The sequence below is a fragment of the Halorubrum sp. Ib24 genome (assembly GCF_002252745.1).
In the GTDB taxonomy this organism is placed as follows: Archaea; Halobacteriota; Halobacteria; order Halobacteriales; family Haloferacaceae; genus Halorubrum.
In genome coordinates, this window is the sequence record NZ_NHOX01000032.1 from 1 (window position 1) to 15,343 (window position 15,343).

At 69.8% G+C, this 15,343-nt stretch carries 16 protein-coding genes and 2 pseudogenes; 9 read left to right on the plus strand and 9 right to left on the minus strand.

The window, feature by feature from the left end; genetic code table 11:
• From DJ82_RS08215 to DJ82_RS08230, 4 genes are all read right to left on the minus strand, one after another.
• Positions 1-2,298 (minus strand): aerobic carbon-monoxide dehydrogenase large subunit (locus DJ82_RS08215; protein WP_094581588.1); only part of this gene is annotated, 2,298 nt, incomplete at its 3' end.
• A complete protein-coding gene (locus DJ82_RS15490) occupies positions 2,295-3,056 on the minus strand; it encodes a (2Fe-2S)-binding protein (protein WP_094524194.1) in 762 nt (253 codons plus the stop codon). The genes DJ82_RS15490 and DJ82_RS08215, both read right to left, overlap by 4 nt.
• A complete protein-coding gene (locus DJ82_RS08225; protein WP_094524193.1) occupies positions 3,053-3,946 on the minus strand; it encodes a xanthine dehydrogenase family protein subunit M in 894 nt (297 codons plus the stop codon). Before DJ82_RS08225 ends, DJ82_RS15490 begins: the two co-directional genes overlap by 4 nt.
• The gene (locus tag DJ82_RS08230) at positions 3,943-4,539 is read right to left on the minus strand and encodes a CoxG family protein (RefSeq protein ID WP_094526063.1); all 597 of its coding nucleotides are present in this window, start codon (positions 4,537-4,539) and stop codon (positions 3,943-3,945) included. Before DJ82_RS08230 ends, DJ82_RS08225 begins: the two co-directional genes overlap by 4 nt.
• A 189-nt stretch (positions 4,540-4,728) precedes the next feature.
• On the opposite strand from DJ82_RS08230, the gene DJ82_RS08235 reads away from it, so the two are divergent.
• Together DJ82_RS08235 and DJ82_RS08240 are read left to right on the plus strand one after the other, a co-directional pair.
• A complete protein-coding gene (locus DJ82_RS08235; protein ID WP_094581541.1) occupies positions 4,729-6,039 on the plus strand; it encodes a molybdopterin molybdotransferase MoeA in 1,311 nt (436 codons plus the stop codon).
• The gene (locus DJ82_RS08240; protein ID WP_094524191.1) at positions 6,036-6,713 is read left to right on the plus strand and encodes an NTP transferase domain-containing protein; all 678 of its coding nucleotides are present in this window, start codon (positions 6,036-6,038) and stop codon (positions 6,711-6,713) included. Before DJ82_RS08235 ends, DJ82_RS08240 begins: the two co-directional genes overlap by 4 nt.
• A 93-nt stretch (positions 6,714-6,806) precedes the next feature.
• Here DJ82_RS08240 and DJ82_RS14550 read toward each other — a convergent pair whose 3' ends face one another.
• Together DJ82_RS14550 and DJ82_RS08245 are read right to left on the minus strand one after the other, a co-directional pair.
• Positions 6,807-6,962: an AbrB/MazE/SpoVT family DNA-binding domain-containing protein gene (locus tag DJ82_RS14550; protein ID WP_141211999.1), complete on the minus strand. Its 156-nt coding sequence runs from the start codon at positions 6,960-6,962 to the stop codon at positions 6,807-6,809.
• A 103-nt stretch (positions 6,963-7,065) separates the two neighbouring features.
• Positions 7,066-7,359, minus strand: coding sequence for a hypothetical protein (locus DJ82_RS08245; protein ID WP_198948045.1), 294 nt, complete (start codon positions 7,357-7,359; stop codon positions 7,066-7,068).
• Positions 7,360-7,514: 155 nt separating this feature from the next.
• On the opposite strand from DJ82_RS08245, the pseudogene DJ82_RS08250 reads away from it, so the two are divergent.
• From DJ82_RS08250 to DJ82_RS08280, 7 genes and pseudogenes are all read left to right on the plus strand, one after another.
• Positions 7,515-8,300, plus strand: a pseudogene (locus DJ82_RS08250) (HpcH/HpaI aldolase/citrate lyase family protein); the annotation flags it as partial.
• A gap of 164 nt (positions 8,301-8,464) precedes the next feature.
• Positions 8,465-9,529, plus strand: a complete 1,065-nt coding sequence (locus DJ82_RS08255; RefSeq protein WP_241881472.1) for a HAMP domain-containing sensor histidine kinase — start codon at positions 8,465-8,467, stop codon at positions 9,527-9,529.
• Positions 9,530-9,658: 129 nt separating this feature from the next.
• Entirely contained in the window at positions 9,659-10,072 is a 414-nt protein-coding gene (trxA, locus tag DJ82_RS08260; RefSeq protein WP_094524238.1) for a thioredoxin, read from the plus strand.
• A 51-nt stretch (positions 10,073-10,123) separates the two neighbouring features.
• Positions 10,124-11,375: pseudogene (locus DJ82_RS08265) on the plus strand (M20 family metallopeptidase).
• Positions 11,376-11,525: 150 nt separating this feature from the next.
• Entirely contained in the window at positions 11,526-11,762 is a 237-nt protein-coding gene (locus DJ82_RS08270; protein WP_094581542.1) for a sulfurtransferase TusA family protein, read from the plus strand.
• Positions 11,759-12,901 carry an NAD(P)/FAD-dependent oxidoreductase gene (locus tag DJ82_RS08275; protein ID WP_094581543.1) on the plus strand — a complete coding sequence of 381 codons (1,143 nt, stop codon included), beginning with the start codon at positions 11,759-11,761 and terminating at the stop codon, positions 12,899-12,901. Before DJ82_RS08270 ends, DJ82_RS08275 begins: the two co-directional genes overlap by 4 nt.
• 2 nt (positions 12,902-12,903) lie before the next feature.
• Positions 12,904-13,530 (plus strand): DUF1641 domain-containing protein, encoded by a 627-nt coding sequence (locus tag DJ82_RS08280; RefSeq protein WP_094581544.1) that lies wholly within the window; start codon positions 12,904-12,906, stop codon positions 13,528-13,530.
• 55 nt (positions 13,531-13,585) lie between these two features.
• Here the strand turns inward: DJ82_RS08280 and DJ82_RS08285 are convergent, their stop codons facing one another.
• From DJ82_RS08285 to DJ82_RS08295, 3 genes are all read right to left on the minus strand, one after another.
• Entirely contained in the window at positions 13,586-14,092 is a 507-nt protein-coding gene (locus tag DJ82_RS08285) for a low molecular weight phosphatase family protein (protein ID WP_094581545.1), read from the minus strand.
• A gap of 243 nt (positions 14,093-14,335) precedes the next feature.
• Positions 14,336-14,923: a DsrE/DsrF/DrsH-like family protein gene (locus DJ82_RS08290; protein WP_094581546.1), complete on the minus strand. Its 588-nt coding sequence runs from the start codon at positions 14,921-14,923 to the stop codon at positions 14,336-14,338.
• A gap of 2 nt (positions 14,924-14,925) precedes the next feature.
• Complete coding sequence (locus tag DJ82_RS08295) at positions 14,926-15,171, minus strand: sulfurtransferase TusA family protein (RefSeq protein ID WP_094526060.1); 246 nt, start codon at positions 15,169-15,171, stop codon at positions 14,926-14,928.
• Between the last annotated feature and the right edge of the window lie 172 nt (positions 15,172-15,343).

Sequence of the window (15,343 nt, forward strand, 5' to 3'; positions counted from 1 at the left end):
GCTGCCGACGCCCTTCGCGCCGATCGGGTGGTGCGGCGACGGCGTGACGGTGTGTCCCGTCTCGAAGTTCGGGATCTCGTTGGCCGTCGGCAGCAGGTAGTTCATGAAGTCGCCGCCGGTGACGTTGCCGTTGTCGTCGTAGGTGACCTTCTCTAACATCGCGGTGCCGATCCCCTGCGCGAGTCCGCCGTGGATCTGCCCCTCGATGATCATCGGGTTGATGCGGTTCCCGCAGTCGTCGACCGCGACGAACTTCTCGAAGTCGACCTCGCCGGTCTCGCGGTCGACCTCGACGACGACGATGTACGAGCCGAACGGGTACGTCATCTCCGGCGGGTCGTAGTAGTTCACGGCCTCCAGCCCGGGCTCCTCGTCGCCGGGGTGGTTCATGTAGGCGCCGGCCGCGATCTCCGTGATGGTGATCGAGCGGTCGGGCGCGCCGGCGACGTGGAACTCGCCGGACTCGCGGTCCCACTCGATGTCCTCCTCGGCGGCCTCCAGCTCGTTGGCGGCGATCGACTTCGCCTTGTCGCGCACCTTGCGCGCGGCGACGGCGGCGGCCGCGCCCGCGACGGGCGTCGACCGCGAGCCGTACGTCCCGAGCCCGTACGGCTCGGTGTCGGTGTCGCCGTGCTCGACCGTAATCGAGTCCACGTCCATCCCGAGCTCCTCGGCGACGATCTGCGCGAAGGTGGTCTCGTGGCCCTGCCCCTGCGTCTGGACGCCGACCCGCAACACGGCGTTGCCGGTCGGGTTCACGCGCAGGTCCGCGGAGTCGAACATCTCGATGCCGGCGATGTCGCACTGCTTGCCGGGCCCGGCGCCGACGACCTCCGTGAACGAGGAGATGCCGATGCCGATGAGCTTGTCCGCGTCCTCGTCGATCCGTCGCTGCTGCTCCTCGCGGTAGTGCTCGTAGTCGGCCATCTCCAGGGCCTTGTCGAGCGCCTTCTCGTAGTTCCCGGAGTCGTAGTTCCAGCCCGTCGCCGACTCGTACGGGAACGCGTCCGAGGGGATGAAGTTCCGCCGGCGTATCTCCGCCGGGTCCAGGTCGAGCTCGTCGGCGAGCACCTTCACCATGCGCTCGATGAGGTACACCGCCTCCGTGACGCGGAACGAGCACCGGTAGGCGACGCCGCCGGGCGCGGTGTTGGTGAACGCGGCCGTCAGCGACCCGTACGCGGCCTCGATATCGTACGAGCCGGTGAAGATGTTGAAGAAGCCGGCCGGGAACTTCGACGGCTGGGCCGCCGCGTTGTACGCGCCGTGGTTGGCGAGCACGTCGACCTTGACGCCCTCGATGACGCCGTCCTCGGTGGCGGCGAGCTCGCCGGTCATGTCGTAGTCGCGGGCGAACCCGGTCGTCTGGATGTTCTCGGAGCGCTCTTCGATCCACTTCACCGGCTGTTCGAGGACGTACGACGCCGCCGCGGCGACGACGTACCCCGGGTAGATCGGTACCTTGTTGCCGAACCCGCCGCCGACGTCGGGGCTCACGATCCGGACCTTATGCTCCGGGATCCCCGACACCTGCGAGAACAGGGTGCGGTGGGCGTGGGGCGCCTGCGACGTCATGTGGACGGTCATCTTGTCCATCCCGGGGTCCCAGTCGGCGACCGCGCCGCACGTCTCGATCGGCGCGGGGTGGAGCCGCTGGTACAGCATGTCCTCCTCGACGGTGACGTCGGCCTGGTCGAACACCTCGTCGGTGGCCTCCTCGTCGCCCGTGTCCCAGTCGAAGATGTGGTTGTCCTCCTGGTCGTCGAGCTCGTCGCGGACCAGCGGCGCGTCCGCTTCGAGCGCCTCCTCGGCGTCGACGACGGGGTCGAGCACGTCGTAGTCGACCTCGACCTTCTCGGCCCCGTCCTTCGCCGCGTAGCGGTCCTTCGCGATGACGGCCGCGACCTCCTGCGACTGGAACTTCACCTTGTCGTTGACGAGCACGTCCTGCGTGTCGTCCATCAGCGTCGGCATCGTCGCGAGGTCGTGCTCCAGTAAGTCCTCGGCCGTCAACACGGCGACGACGTCGTCCATCGCCTCGGCGCGGGAGCCGTCGATCTCCTCGATCCGGGCGTGGGCGTGTGGGCTCCGGACGATCTCGCAGTGGAGCATGCCCGGCTTCTTGATGTCGTCGACGTAGTTGCCGCGGCCGGTGATGAAGCGCTTGTCCTCCTTGCGCGTCACCTCCTCGCCCATGCCGCCGCGGCCGTGGCCGCAGTGTTTCTCCGGGTCGGGTCCGCCGTCCTCGTCGTGCTGATACTCCGTTTCCGCGTCCGGCGTGTCTGGTTCGCTACTCATTTGGTGTCACCTCGGTCGGTCGCATCGGCGCCCGCGTCGGCGTCGCCCGTGACGTCCGCGTCGCCAGTGCCGTCCGCGTCGTCCGCGTCATCGAGGAGCGCGTCGCGGTCGAACGGGTCCGCCTCGTCGGGGCCGCCGCAGCAGTCCTCGCGGCCGCAGAACGTGTCCGCGTCACCGCCGAACTCGGGGGCCGCGTGGCCGCCCTCGGGCGACGCCGCGGGCCCCCCGTCCGTCGCGCCGTCGACCGCGACCGCGCCGCCGTCGGCGGCGGCCCGGTTCTCCAGCTCCGCGGCCGCGTACTCTATCGAGCGGACGATGTTCTGGTAGCCGGTACAGCGACAGAGGTTGCCGCTGATCGCGTCGCGGATCGTCTCCTCGTCCGGGTCCGGATGCTCGTCGAGCAGCGCCTTGCCCGCCATCAGCATCCCCGGGGTGCAGTAGCCGCACTGCAGGCCGTGCTCCTCCCGGAACCCCTCCTGGAGCGGGTGGATGTCGTCGGCCTCGGGGAGGTCCTCCATCCCCTCGACGGTGAGGATCTCCGCCCCGTCGGCCTGCGCGGCGAACATCAGACAGGACTTGATCGGCTCGCCGTCCTTCAGCACGGTGCAGGCGCCGCAGTTGCCCGTGTCACAGCCGATGTGCGTGCCCGTCATGTCCAGGTCCTCTCGGATCGCGTGGACGAGCAGGCGCCGCGGCTCGACCTCGACCGTGTGCTCGGTGCCGTTGACCGTCAGCGTGATCTCGCGTTCGTCAGTCACTGTGTGACCCTCCGTTCGACCGTCACCGTGCCAGCGCGCTCGGCGGCGTCGCCCAGCGCGCGCTGGGTGAGGACGTCGACCATCCGCTCCTTGTAGTCGGCGCCGCCGTGTTCGTCAGACTCCGGATTCGACTGCTCGGCGGCCAGTTCTCCCGCCGTCGCGAACAGGTCGGGGCTGGGCCGCTCGCCTTCGAGGTGCTCCTCGGCGTCCGTCGCCCGCGCGTTCGTGATGTCGACGGCGGTCATTCCGATCCCGGCCGACTCGATGACGCCGTCGTCGTCGAAGACGAGCCGGACGCCGACGCCCGCCATCGCGTAGTCGCCGGTCTTTCGCTTCAGCTTGTGGTACGCGCTCCCCTCGTTCGGCCCGGGCTCGGGGACGCGGATCTCGGTGATCAGCTCCTGCTCGCCGAGCGTCGTGTCGTACGGGAGCAGGAAGAACTCGTCCGCCGGGATCGCCCGGTCTCCGTCCGGACCGGTGGCGATCACCTCGCCCTCGTGGGCGAGGAGGATGCTCCCCCAGTCGCCCTTCGGGTCGGCCTGCGCGACGGAGCCGACGACCGTGCCGCGGTTCCGGATCTGCGGGTCGGCGACCAGCGGCGCGGCGTCGGCGAAGCTGCCGTACTTCTCGTCGATCAGGTCCGAGTCCTCGACGTCGGCGTGGCGCGCGAGCGCGCCGAGCCGGAGGGAGCCGTCCTCCTCGCGGAGGTAGTCGAGCGAGTCGATGCCGTTGATGTCGACGACCACGTCGGGGTTCGCGAGCCGGAACCGCAGCATCGGTACGAGGCTCTGTCCCCCGGCGAGGATCGTCGGGTCGTCGAGGCTCTCCAACAGGCTGACCGCCTCGTCGACCGTCTCGGGTTCGTGGTGCTCGAACGGTGCGGACTTCATCCGAACATCCCCCGGATCTTGTCCGTGACCCCCGAGTCCGTCTCCTCGACGTCGGTCATCTGCGACTCGATCGAGGTGAAGAAGTTGTTCACGATCTTGTTGGCGACCGGGTTGATGACGCGGCCGCCGAGCTGCGCGATCCGACCGGAGATGTCGGCCTCGGTCCACCACTCGATTTGGGAGCCGTCGCCGTCCTCTTGCGGATGGATGTGCATCCCGGAGTTCATGCTGAAGCTGCTCCCGCTCGCGGAGCCGGAGCCGGTGGCCGTCATCTCGAAGGTCTCCTCGTCGCGGTCCTCGATCGTCACCGTCGTCTCGAACTTCGGCTTCACGCTGCCGACGCCGACCTGCATCAGCGCCGCGTAGTCCTGCCCGGCCCGGAACGCCCGGGCGGCGACGTCGTCGGCCTCCGCCTCCGGCAGCGTCGGGACGTCCTCCTCCGCCTCGTAGGAGTCCCACTCGAACGAGTCGTCCATCGGGGTGATGTACTTACACCCCTTCAGCGAGTCGCGCACCGCGACCGGGTCCGAGAGGACGACCCACGCCTTCTCCGGCGGGACGCCGTCGAGCTCGAACTCGCCGTCGAACTCCATCAGCGACACCCCCCGGTCGCCGCTTCCGCCGTCGTTCGACCGTCCGTCACCGTCATCTTTTATATCCCCTTACTATGAGCATACTATTACCACGGCAATGATACTCTGTACCATCATAATAAACCTTATTGACCATGAAGGATCGCCCGGATGCGCCGATATCGACCGCGAACGACGCGGAGGAAGCGGATGAACGGTACCGACGACGAACCTGACGGCGACGGGCGTGTCGACGACGAGGGCGACGGAGACGGGCGTGTCGACGACGGGGGCGACGGGGACGACGGCCACGGTCACGGCGAGATCACCCCGCTGAGAGCCGCCGCGGAGCGCGTCCGCGACCTCCGCGAGGAGTGGCTCGACCGGTGGGACGTCGAGTCGGTCTCGCTCGATCGGGTCTCCGGTCGCACCCTCGCGGAGCCCGTCGACGCCCCCGACGACGTGCCGGCCCGGAGCCACGCCACGATGGACGGCTACGCCTTCGACGCGACCGAGGGGTACCCGTACGAGCTGGTCGACCGGGAGGTGTTCCCGGAGTCCGACCCGTCCGCGCTCGGCGACGGCGAGGCCGTCCGTATCTTCACGGGCGCGCCGCTTCCCGCCGGGGCCGACGCCGTCCTCAAGCAGGAGCAGGCGACCGTGGAGGACGGCCGGCTCGACGGCTCGCCGACCGAGCCCGGCACGTACGTCTACGAGCGCGGCAGCAACGTCGCGGCCGGCGAGCGGCTGTTCGCGGCCGGCGAGCGGCTCGGCGCGAAGGACGCGGTCCTGCTCGGCGACCTCGGGATCGACGAGGTCCCGGTCGTCGAGCGGCTCTCGGTCGGCCTGCTGGCGACAGGCACGGAGATCCACGAGGGGCGCCACACGGACCTCGACTCGCCGATGCTCGCGGGGCTCGTCCGCGGGTGGGGCGCGGAGGCGACGTACGAGGGCACCGTCCCCGACGAGTACGAGCGCGTCAGGGACCGGATCGCCGGGCTCGCCGCCGGCCACGACGTCGTGATGACGACCGGGGGCACGAGCGTCGGCGACAAGGATTACGTCGTCCGGGCGCTCCGCGAACTCGGCACCGTGCGCTTCCACCGGGTCGCGCTGCGACCGGGCAAGCCGATCGCGGTCGCGACGCTCGACGACCGCGACGCCGTCGTCTTCGCGATCCCCGGCAAGCCGGTCGGCGCGCACGCCGTGACCTCGCTGGTCGCGCGCCCCTTCTTCACCGGGAACACCGCGCTCCCGACCGTCGACGCCGCGGTGACGAGCGACGTCGGCATCTCCGTCCCGGGGTTCACCTACGCCGTCCCGGTGACGCTCGACGGGGGCGAGGCGACGCCGCTCGGCCACGTCGACTCGCCGCTCGCCGTCTACGACGAGACGTTCGACCCGAGCGTGCTCTCCTCGAGCACGCGGGCGACGCGCGCCGACGGGTTCGTGCTCACCGAGTCGGCGCTGTCGGCCGGCGAGGCGGTCGACGTCGTCCCGTACCCCGTCGTCGAGCGATGACCGACGAGGGGCTCCCGCTCGCGACGCCGCCGTTCGAGGGGGAGGGCACCGCTCGGGCCCGAGTCGCCGGCGTGCTGCTCGCCGCGGGGACGAGCAGCCGCTTCGGCGACGCCAACAAGCTCCTCGCGACCGTCGACGGCGAGCCGGTGGTCCGACGCGCCGCTCGGACGCTGGTCGACGCCGGGCTGGACCCGGTGGTCGTCGTCGTCGGTCACGAGGCCGGTCGAGTCCGGGCGGCCGTCGCCGATCTCCCCGTGGAAACCGTCGACAACGACGCGTACGAGGCGGGCCAGTCGACCTCGGTCCGAGCCGGGATCGACGCGGTTCGGGAGGGAGAAGACGGCACCGGAGGAGGGGCGGACGTCGACGCCGCGGTCATCGCGCTCGGCGACATGCCGTTCGTCGACCCGGAGACCGTCGAGACGCTCGTCGCGGCGCACGCCGCGGGCGCCGGCGACGCCCTCGCGGCCGCCCACGAGTGGGACCGGGGGAACCCCGTGCTGTTCGACCGGCGGTTCTTCGACCGGCTCGCCGACGTCGACGGGGACGTGGGGGGCCGCGAGATCCTGCTCGCGGACGACGCGAGCGCGCTCGTCGCCGTCGACGACCCGGGGGTCCGCCGAGACGTGGACCGGCCGACCGACCTCCCGGAGGGCGGTTCGGGGGACGGCTGATCGACCGAGCGGGAGGCGGCTGATCGACCGACCGAGGGACGGGCGACGGCCGCGACTCGCCCGGGTTCCGAGCGCGGTTCGACCGGCCGGCGTCTACTCCTCGGGCGTCGATTTCCTGACCACGATGTTCCCGTCCTCGACGTGCCACTCGACGCGGTCGCCGGCGCCGACGTCGAGGAAGTTTCGAACGGGCTTCGGGACCGTCGTCAGGTTCTTTTCCGACACTTTGGTGTCCGTGAGGTTACCCATCGATCTCCACCTTACGGCGTAGCAGGGACATAGTTTACGCTACGGTAGCGCGTAGCGGCGACGCGCGGAGGTCGGCCGGCGGCCTCCGGAACGCGATCGGAAGTCAGACGGCGGAGTTCCAGCGGTGGGCGCCCCCCTCGGAGGCCCGGTCGAAGTCCAAGTCGAACCGGTCCGATTCGATCAGTACCGGCCCCGGGACGTAGAGGTCGGTCTCGGCGTCCGCGCCGACGTCGACGGCGGCGAGCAGGTCGCGCTCGCACATCGTCTCCAACACGTCGCTGACGGTGCGCTCGCGCCCCTCGATCAGGTTCGCCTCCTCGATCACGGCGTCGACGGTGACGCGCCCCTCTAACATCGCCAACCGGATCGCCGATACCCACGCCGGCTCGCGCTTCATCTCCCGGCACACGATACAGTACTACACATCAGGGGCCATTATAAAATTACTCACCTGAGCGATAGAATCAATCGGACGGCGCGGCCGCGGCGGGCGCGGTTCGGGAGTCGTCCCGGTCGGTAGACGTATGCCGAATCGAGGCGAACCGACGGGCGATGACGGACTCACCGTCGACAAACGATCTGGCGACCGCCTTCGACGAGGGCGACGTCGCGCTCGCCGCGCTCGAGAACGCGTACAGCCCGCGGCTCGTGGAGCTCGACGGCGACCTCGGCCTCGACGTCGTCTGACTGGACCTCGAACACGGCGGCCCCGACCCGTGGGACGCGGGCCGGATCGAGGACCTGCTCCGCGCGGCCGAGGCGACCGACACGGAGCTGCTCGTGCGGCTCCCGAGCACCGACCCGGCCCTCGTCCGGAAGGCGCTCGACCCGGGCGTGCGGAACGTGTTCCTCCCGCGCGTCGAGGGTCCGGAGGAGGTGCGGGCGGCGGTCAAGTCGGCGCGGTTCGAGTACGGCGGCGAGCCGGGGGACCGCGGGCTGGGCTCGCCGCGGGCCCGCCGCTGGGGGCTCGCCGACGGCTACATCGCGACCGAGGACGCGGAGACGCTCGTCGGCGCGACGATCGAGACCGAGGCGGCCGTCGCGAACCTCGACGACATCCTCGCGGTCCCGGAGCTCGGCTTCGTCTTCGTCGGGCCGTTCGACCTGTCGGTCTCGCTCGGCCACCCCGGCGAGATCGGCCATCCGGAGGTCCGGGAGGCTGTCGAGACGGTCCGGTCGAAGGCCATCGCCGCGGACGTGCCCCTCGGCGGGCTCGGGTTCGACGCGGACGACGTCGACGAGAAGGCGGCGAACGGCTACCAGCTGCTGAATCTCGGGAGTACGACCGGAGCGCTCAACGGAGCCGTGACGGGCTGGCTCGACGGCTACGAGACCGACCGGTGGGCGCGACCCGGGCGGCCTACGACGGGGATCCGATACCGGGGCCCGGTGGCGTCTGGCCCGATACGTGTCGTTAGACTGATTTTTACTCATCCGCTGTCGCTCGCGGGTACGCCGCCCGACAGGCCAAATTCTTTATACCACTGTTCGTATACCCACCCGTGTCGCTCCCACGTCTTCGGATCCGTCCGCAGCACGGAGTCTGCGCGCTGGGGGCGCTCTGTTTCGGGCTCGGCCTCGCTCACCTCGCGACCGAGGGCGAGGGGCTCGGGACGGGACTGGAGGCGTTCGTGATCTGCGGTATCGCCCTCTTGGTGGTCGCGACGGCGTACAAGCTTCCGAACCGGCCGATATCCCGCTCGGGGAAGTGGCGGGCGCTGCGGTTGGCGGTCACCGTGGCCGGGTCGTTCGCGCTCCTCGCGTTCGCCGTCTGGCTGATATGGGCGGTGGAGGGACAGGAGGGGGAGCTCTCCTTCCTCCTCGCGTTCGCGACCGCGCTCGGCTCCGCGGTCGGCATCCGGGGCGGGCTGTACGCGGTCGAGGCCGACGAGCGGCTCAGCGAGGCCCGCGACCTGACGAAGCTGCTGACGATCAACCAGCGCGTGCTGCGGCACAACCTCCGCAACGAGCTCTGCGTCGCGCTCGGCAACTTGGACAGGATCGAACGGCGCGACCACGGCCCGGAGACGGCCGAGGACGTGCGAACCGCGCGGACGCACCTGAACGGTCTCCTCGAGACGACCGACCGCACGCGGGAGATCGTCTCGATCTGGAACACCGACCAGCGCGAGACGTTCCGCCTCCGGGAGCTCTTGGAGGAGCGGATCGACGCGGTCGCGGCGGCGTCTCCGGACGTGTCGATCGGGACCGAGTTCGACGGCGACCCGCGCGTGTCGTCGCACCCGGCGCTTCCGACGGCGATCGAGGAGGCGCTCCGCAACGCGGCCGAGCACACGCCGACCGACGTCGCGGTCACCGTCACGCTCCGCACCGACCGGACGGGAGCGGCGGTCGTGGAGGTCGCCGACACCGGAGCGGGGATCCCGGGGTACGAGGTGGACGCGATCGAGGGCTCGGCGGAGACGGCGCTCGTCCACACGCAGGGGCTCGGGCTCTGGATAATCTACTGGACCGTCGAGACGTCGGACGGGACGTTCGAACTGCTGGAGAACGAGCCGACCGGGACCGTCCTCCGGATCACGCTGCCGACCGCGGAGGAGGCCTGACCGACTCCGCCCCCGACCGGCGGCAAGGGCGGCGTCGCGGCAGCGTCGCGGCGCGCGGTTCGGTCGAGCGGACCAATATTGTGTTAATCACGCAAACATCTAAGTCGGCACGGACCGTACGTGGCGCCGATGGCCGAAGAGATCGATGAGATCCGACGACGGAAGCTCGAGGAGCTTCGGAACCGAGACGGGACGGAAGCGACCGACGAGACGGAGTCGACGAGTCCCTCCGAGCCCGTTCCGGTCGCCGGGAAGGCGGAACTGAGCGAGACCGTCTCCGAGCGGTCGGTCGTGTTGGTCGACTTCTACGCCGACTGGTGCGGCCCGTGCCAGATGCTCGAACCGGTCGTCGAGTCGATCGCCGCCGAGACCGACGCGACCGTGGCGAAGGTGGACGTCGACGCGAACCAGGGGCTCGCCGCCGAGTACGGCGTCCGCGGCGTCCCGACGCTCCTGCTGTTCGCCGACGGGGAGCAGGTCGAGCGCCTCGTCGGAATGCAGGACGAGTCGCGCCTCCGCTCCGCGATCGAGGAGCACGCGTGAGCAGTCCGGACCGATGAACGGATCCGAACCGAGTCGGGGGCTCGGTCGCCGATGAGCGACGCGCCGCCGGTCGCGCACGTCCGAGACGACCGCGCCGAGCTGACCGACCTCGCGCTCGACCTCCTCGCGGTCGACAGTTCGAACCCGCCGGGCGACACGCGAGCGGTGGTCGACGCGATCGAGCGATTCCTCGACCCCCTTCCGGTCGATGTCGAGCGCTTCGCGGTCGACCCGGCGAAGCCGAACCTCCTCGTTCGCGTCGCCGGGGAGTCCGACCGGACCCTGCTGTACAACGGCCACCTCGACACGGTGCCGTTCGACGCCGGCGCGTGGACCCGCGACCCGCTCGGCGAGCTCGCGGACGACCGCGTCTACGGCCGCGGCGCGACCGATATGAAGGGCGCCGTGGCGTCGATGCTGTTCGCGGTCCGGTCGTTCGCGGTGACCGACGCCGAGCCGCCGGTCGACCTGCTGTTCGCGCTCGTGAGCGACGAGGAGGTCGGCGGCGACGCGGGACTGCCGGCGTTGTTGGAGGCCGGGCGGCTCGACGCGGACGCCTGCGTGATCGGCGAGCCCACCTGCGAGGCGGGCCGGCACTCGGTCACGGTCGCCGACCGCGGCAGCATCTGGCTGACGCTCGCGGCGAGCGGCGAGGGGGCTCACGGCTCCCGGCCGACCCTCGGTGTCAACGCGATCGACCGCCTCTACGGCGCCGTAGAGAAACTGCGCGACCGCTTCGGCTCCGAGCGGCTGGACGTCGGCGCCGACGTCGAGCCCGATCGTCGAGGAGTCTGTCGACTACTACGCCCCGGCGATGGGCGAGGAGGCCGCCCGAGAGCTGTTCCGCTACCCCTCGATCAACCTCGGCGTCCTCGAGGGCGGCGACGCGATAAACAGCGTCCCGGAGTCGGCTCGGGCCGAGGTCGACGTGCGCCTGACCGCGGGCGTCTCGACGCCCGACGTGCTCTCCCGGATCCGGGCCTGCGTCGCCGGCTGCGAGGGCATAACGATCACCGACGTCTCGTGGAGCGTCGGCACCGCGGAGCCCTCCGGCAGCCCGCTGGTCGAGGCGGTGGCGTCGACGGCGGCCGACGTCACGGGCGAGCCCGTCTTCCGGCGGAGCGCGACGGGCGGCGGGGACGCGAAGACGCTCCGAAACGCCGGGATTCCGACCGTCGAGTTCGCGCTCGGAACCGACACCGTCCACGCCGCAGACGAGTACGTGCCCGTCGACGCGCTCGTCGGCAACGCCGTCGTCTACGCGCGGCTCCCGTCGGCGTGGGCGGCGGCGTCGGAGCGGTGAGGCGAATCGGGGTGAAGTCGGGTGACACGAGGTGATCTGACGCGGGCGTCCGCGTCGTACGAGTCGTCCGCGGCGCGCCTTGTCGACCGGTTTTTCACGGACTTGGAATTGAAGCGCAATACTAATGTCAACCGGCTCCAACTCACATCTATGACGGAGATAGAACCAGACGAGACCGTCGATTCCAGAGGCGCCGCCTGCCCCGGTCCTCTGATGGACCTCATCGGCGCGATCCGGGGCGTCGATTCCGGCGCGGTGATACGGCTCTTGAGCGACAACGAGCAGTCGCACACCGACGTCCCGGAGTGGGCCGAGGAGTCCGGGAACGACCTGCTCGCCGTCGAAGAGCGCGACGACCACGCCGCGTTCTACGTGGAGAAAGCATGACGGAACGCATCGTCATCGTCGGCGGCGGGACCGGCGGTTCGGTCCTCGCGAACGACCTCGCCGACCGCCTCGAACCGGAGCTCGACGCCGGCGACGTGGAGGTCATCCTCGTCAACGACGGCCCCGAGCAGGTGTATAAGCCGGTGTGGCTGTACGTCCCCTTCGGTCAGCGCGAGCCGGCGGACGGCCGCCGGCGCCTCGACGAGCTGGTCGACGACGCGGTCGACCTCCGGATCGACCGCGTGAGCGACGTCGACACCGACGCCAAGCGGCTCCGGTTCGACGACGGCCCGTCGATGGAGTACGACTACCTCGTGTTAGCGACGGGGTCGACGCTGGAGCCCGAACGGATCCCCGGCCTCGCGGAGGGCGGACACGACTACTACAGCGAGTCGGGCGCGACCGAGCTCCGGGACGAGCTGCTGTCGTTCACCGAGGGCGAGATCGTGTTGAGCGTCGTCGGCACGCCCCACATGTGCCCCGCGGCGCCCCTCGAGTTCGTCTTCATGATCGACGACTGGTTCCGGAAGCGCGGGCTCCGCGAGGACGTCGAGGTCACCTACACGTACCCGATCCAGCGCGTCCACGGCAACCCCCACATCGCGGAGTGGGCGAGGCCGATCATGGACGAGCGCGGCATCGACGTGGAGACGTTCTTCAACGCCGAGTCGGTCGACCCCGACGCGGGGACGATCACCTCGATGGAGGGGACCGAGCTCGGCTACGACCTCCTCGTGTCGATCCCGCCGCACGCCGGCGTCGACCTGATCGAGGAGGCTGGGCTCGGCGACGACGGCTGGGTCGACGTGAATAAACACACGCTCGAGGCCGAGGCCGCGGACGACGTCTACGCGCTCGGCGACACCGCGGCCACCGGCGTTCCGAACGCCGGCAGCGTGGCGCACTACCAGGCCGGGGTCGTCGGGGAGCGGCTCGCCAGCGACGACCGCGGGCGGCCGGCGACCGCCACCTACGACGGCAAGACGCTGTGCTTCATCGAGACGGGCATGGACGCGGCCTCGTTCGTCGAGTTCGACTACGAGAACCCGCCGTCGCCGGCGCCGCCCTCGCAGAAGCTCCACTGGTCGAAGCTGGCGTACAACGAGTCGTACTGGCTCACCGCACGGGGGTTGCTCTGACCATGTCCGAAGAGCAGTTCTCCGAGCGGAGCGACCTCGAGGCGGCGATCGAGGAGAACCCGGAGGCCGTCGCCGAGTTCGTCGAGCGGCTCGACGCGGTCAACGAGCTGCTCGACGTGCTCTCGCTCGGGGAGAACGCGCTCGACGACGAGATGGTCCGCGAGCTGTCGGCGACGGGCGCGACCCTCGCGGAGTCCGCGGACGGGATCGCGACCGACGAGACGGTCGGGCTGGCCGCGGCGGTCGGCGAGAACGGCGACGAACTGCGCGAGGCGCTTGAGACGCTGACCGAGCTCCAGCGGAGCGGCGCGTTGGACGAGCTGGCGGAGCTGGCGCAGGTCGGGTCGCTCGCGACGGCCGCCCTCGACGACGAGATGGTGACCTCGCTGGCCGGCACCGGGGCCGCGCTCGGCGAGGTCGCGCAGACGGCCGCGGACGACGACTCGCGCGACAGCGTCGAGACGCTGCTGACGAGCCTCGGCGAAGCGGAGCGCGAGCCGCCGGAACAGGTCGGACCCGTGGGGCTGGTCCGCGGGCTCCGGGACCCCGACGTGCAACACGGGTTCGGTTACCTGCTGGCGCTCTCGGGCGCGATCGGCCGCGAGCGCGAGAGCGACGGGGAGCGCTGACGCGGCGCCGCCGGGGCCGGCGACCGGGCGATCCGCCGGTGCGGGCCGGGGGCGGTCAGCGCGACAGCGACTCGCGGAGCGACGCGACGAAGCCGCCCGATTCGTCCGCCTCGACTCGTCCGTCCGCGGCGGAACCCTCGATCTCGTCGAACAGCGCGCTCACCTTTTCCTCGATCTCCTCGCGGACCGCGCGAACGGTGTCGATGTCCTCTCCGTCGGGGTTGACGAGGTCCCAGTCGCGGGATTCGACGCCGTACTGCGCTGGCTCGAAGTGCATGATCGAACAGCCCATCGTGACCACGTAGTCGCTGTCCGCGAGCTGTTCGAGGTCGGCGACCCATTTCGGGCGCCGGTCCGAGATGTCGATACCGACCTCGGCCATCGCCTCGACGACCGGATCGTGCACGGCGTCCGCCGGTTCCGTGCCGCCCGAGTGGATCTCGACGACGTCGGTGAGGTCCCGCTCGTCGCGCTCGCGCTCCGCGAATGCGGCGGCCATCTGACTCCGCCCCGCGTTGTGGACGCAGACGAAGTCGAGCCGCAGCCGGTCGGACGATGTCATAAAACGTTGTGGCAGTGTAGCATGGAAACGGTTGCTATGTGACGAACATATCATACGTACCAGTGAAGAGACTTGCGCCGCGCGCCGCGCGCCCGGTAGGGAAACGTCACAGACACGGTCGTCACGATCGGGGACTCGGTCGAACGGCCGGCGGCCGCGGGGATCCGAGCGGCGTGGCGGGAGTAAAGGTAGTGGTACGGGGGGCGGTCGGGGGAAAGTGGATGCGGTGTGACCGTCGGCGGATCAGACGAGCAGTTGGATGTCGGCCTCGACCATGTCCTGCAGGGCCGTCGCGGCGCCGACGCCGGTGGTGACGCCGTCGTAGAAGTCGTCCTCGTCGTAGCCCATCAACTCGATGGTCATCTGACAGGCCTGGAACTCGACGCCCATGTCGAGGCTCGTCTCCAAGAGCTCCTGGACCGAGGCGGTGTCGTTGTCCTCGATCCGCTTTTCCATCATCCGCGTCGTCACGCGGTCCATCCCGGGGAGCGCGCCGACGACGTTCGGGACCGGCATGTTGGGGTTGCCGACGGAACTCATCTTGAGGCTCTTCGACCGCTCCTCATGCAGGATGTCGAGCCCCCAGAACGTGTGGAAGACGGTCACGTCGTAGCCGAAGGCGGCGGCGGTGCTGGCGAGGATCAGCGGCGGGTACGCCATGTCGAGGCTCCCCTTCGTGGCGATGATGCTCATCTTCTTCGCGTCGTCCTCGGCCGTGGCCTCGGCGAGCGACGCCTCCAGTTCGTCGACGCGCGCGGCGAGTTCGGCTCGGGAGGGGGCGTCGTCCGCCGCCGCGTTCGCGCCGTCCGGGGACGATGTGTCGGTACTCATCGTCACTCCGTCTTGCGGACGTAGTGTTTGTACACGTCGTCGCCTTCCTCCTGACCGACGAGTTCGACGCCGGCGGTACCCGAGGCCCAGCCGTCGATGTCGCTCATGCTTCCCGGGTCGGTCGCCAGCACTTCGAGGACCTGCTCTTCGGCCAGTTCGTCGATCGCGCCCTTCGTCTTCACGACCGGCATGGGACACGATGCGCCTTTCACGTCTAACGTCTCCGCGATATCGTATTCGGCACTCATTGGTTATCTGCTCCGTTGGTCTGTATTGGAGCTATTGCACAATACCCCCGCCACCGTTAAAAGAATGTTGTTTTTTGTGTTTGACGCGAACAACCAGTTACGCCGATAATTCCGCGGTGACACATGAGCCGCTTCCTAAACGTGTGAAGCGCATTATTTCGGTTTGTCTCCC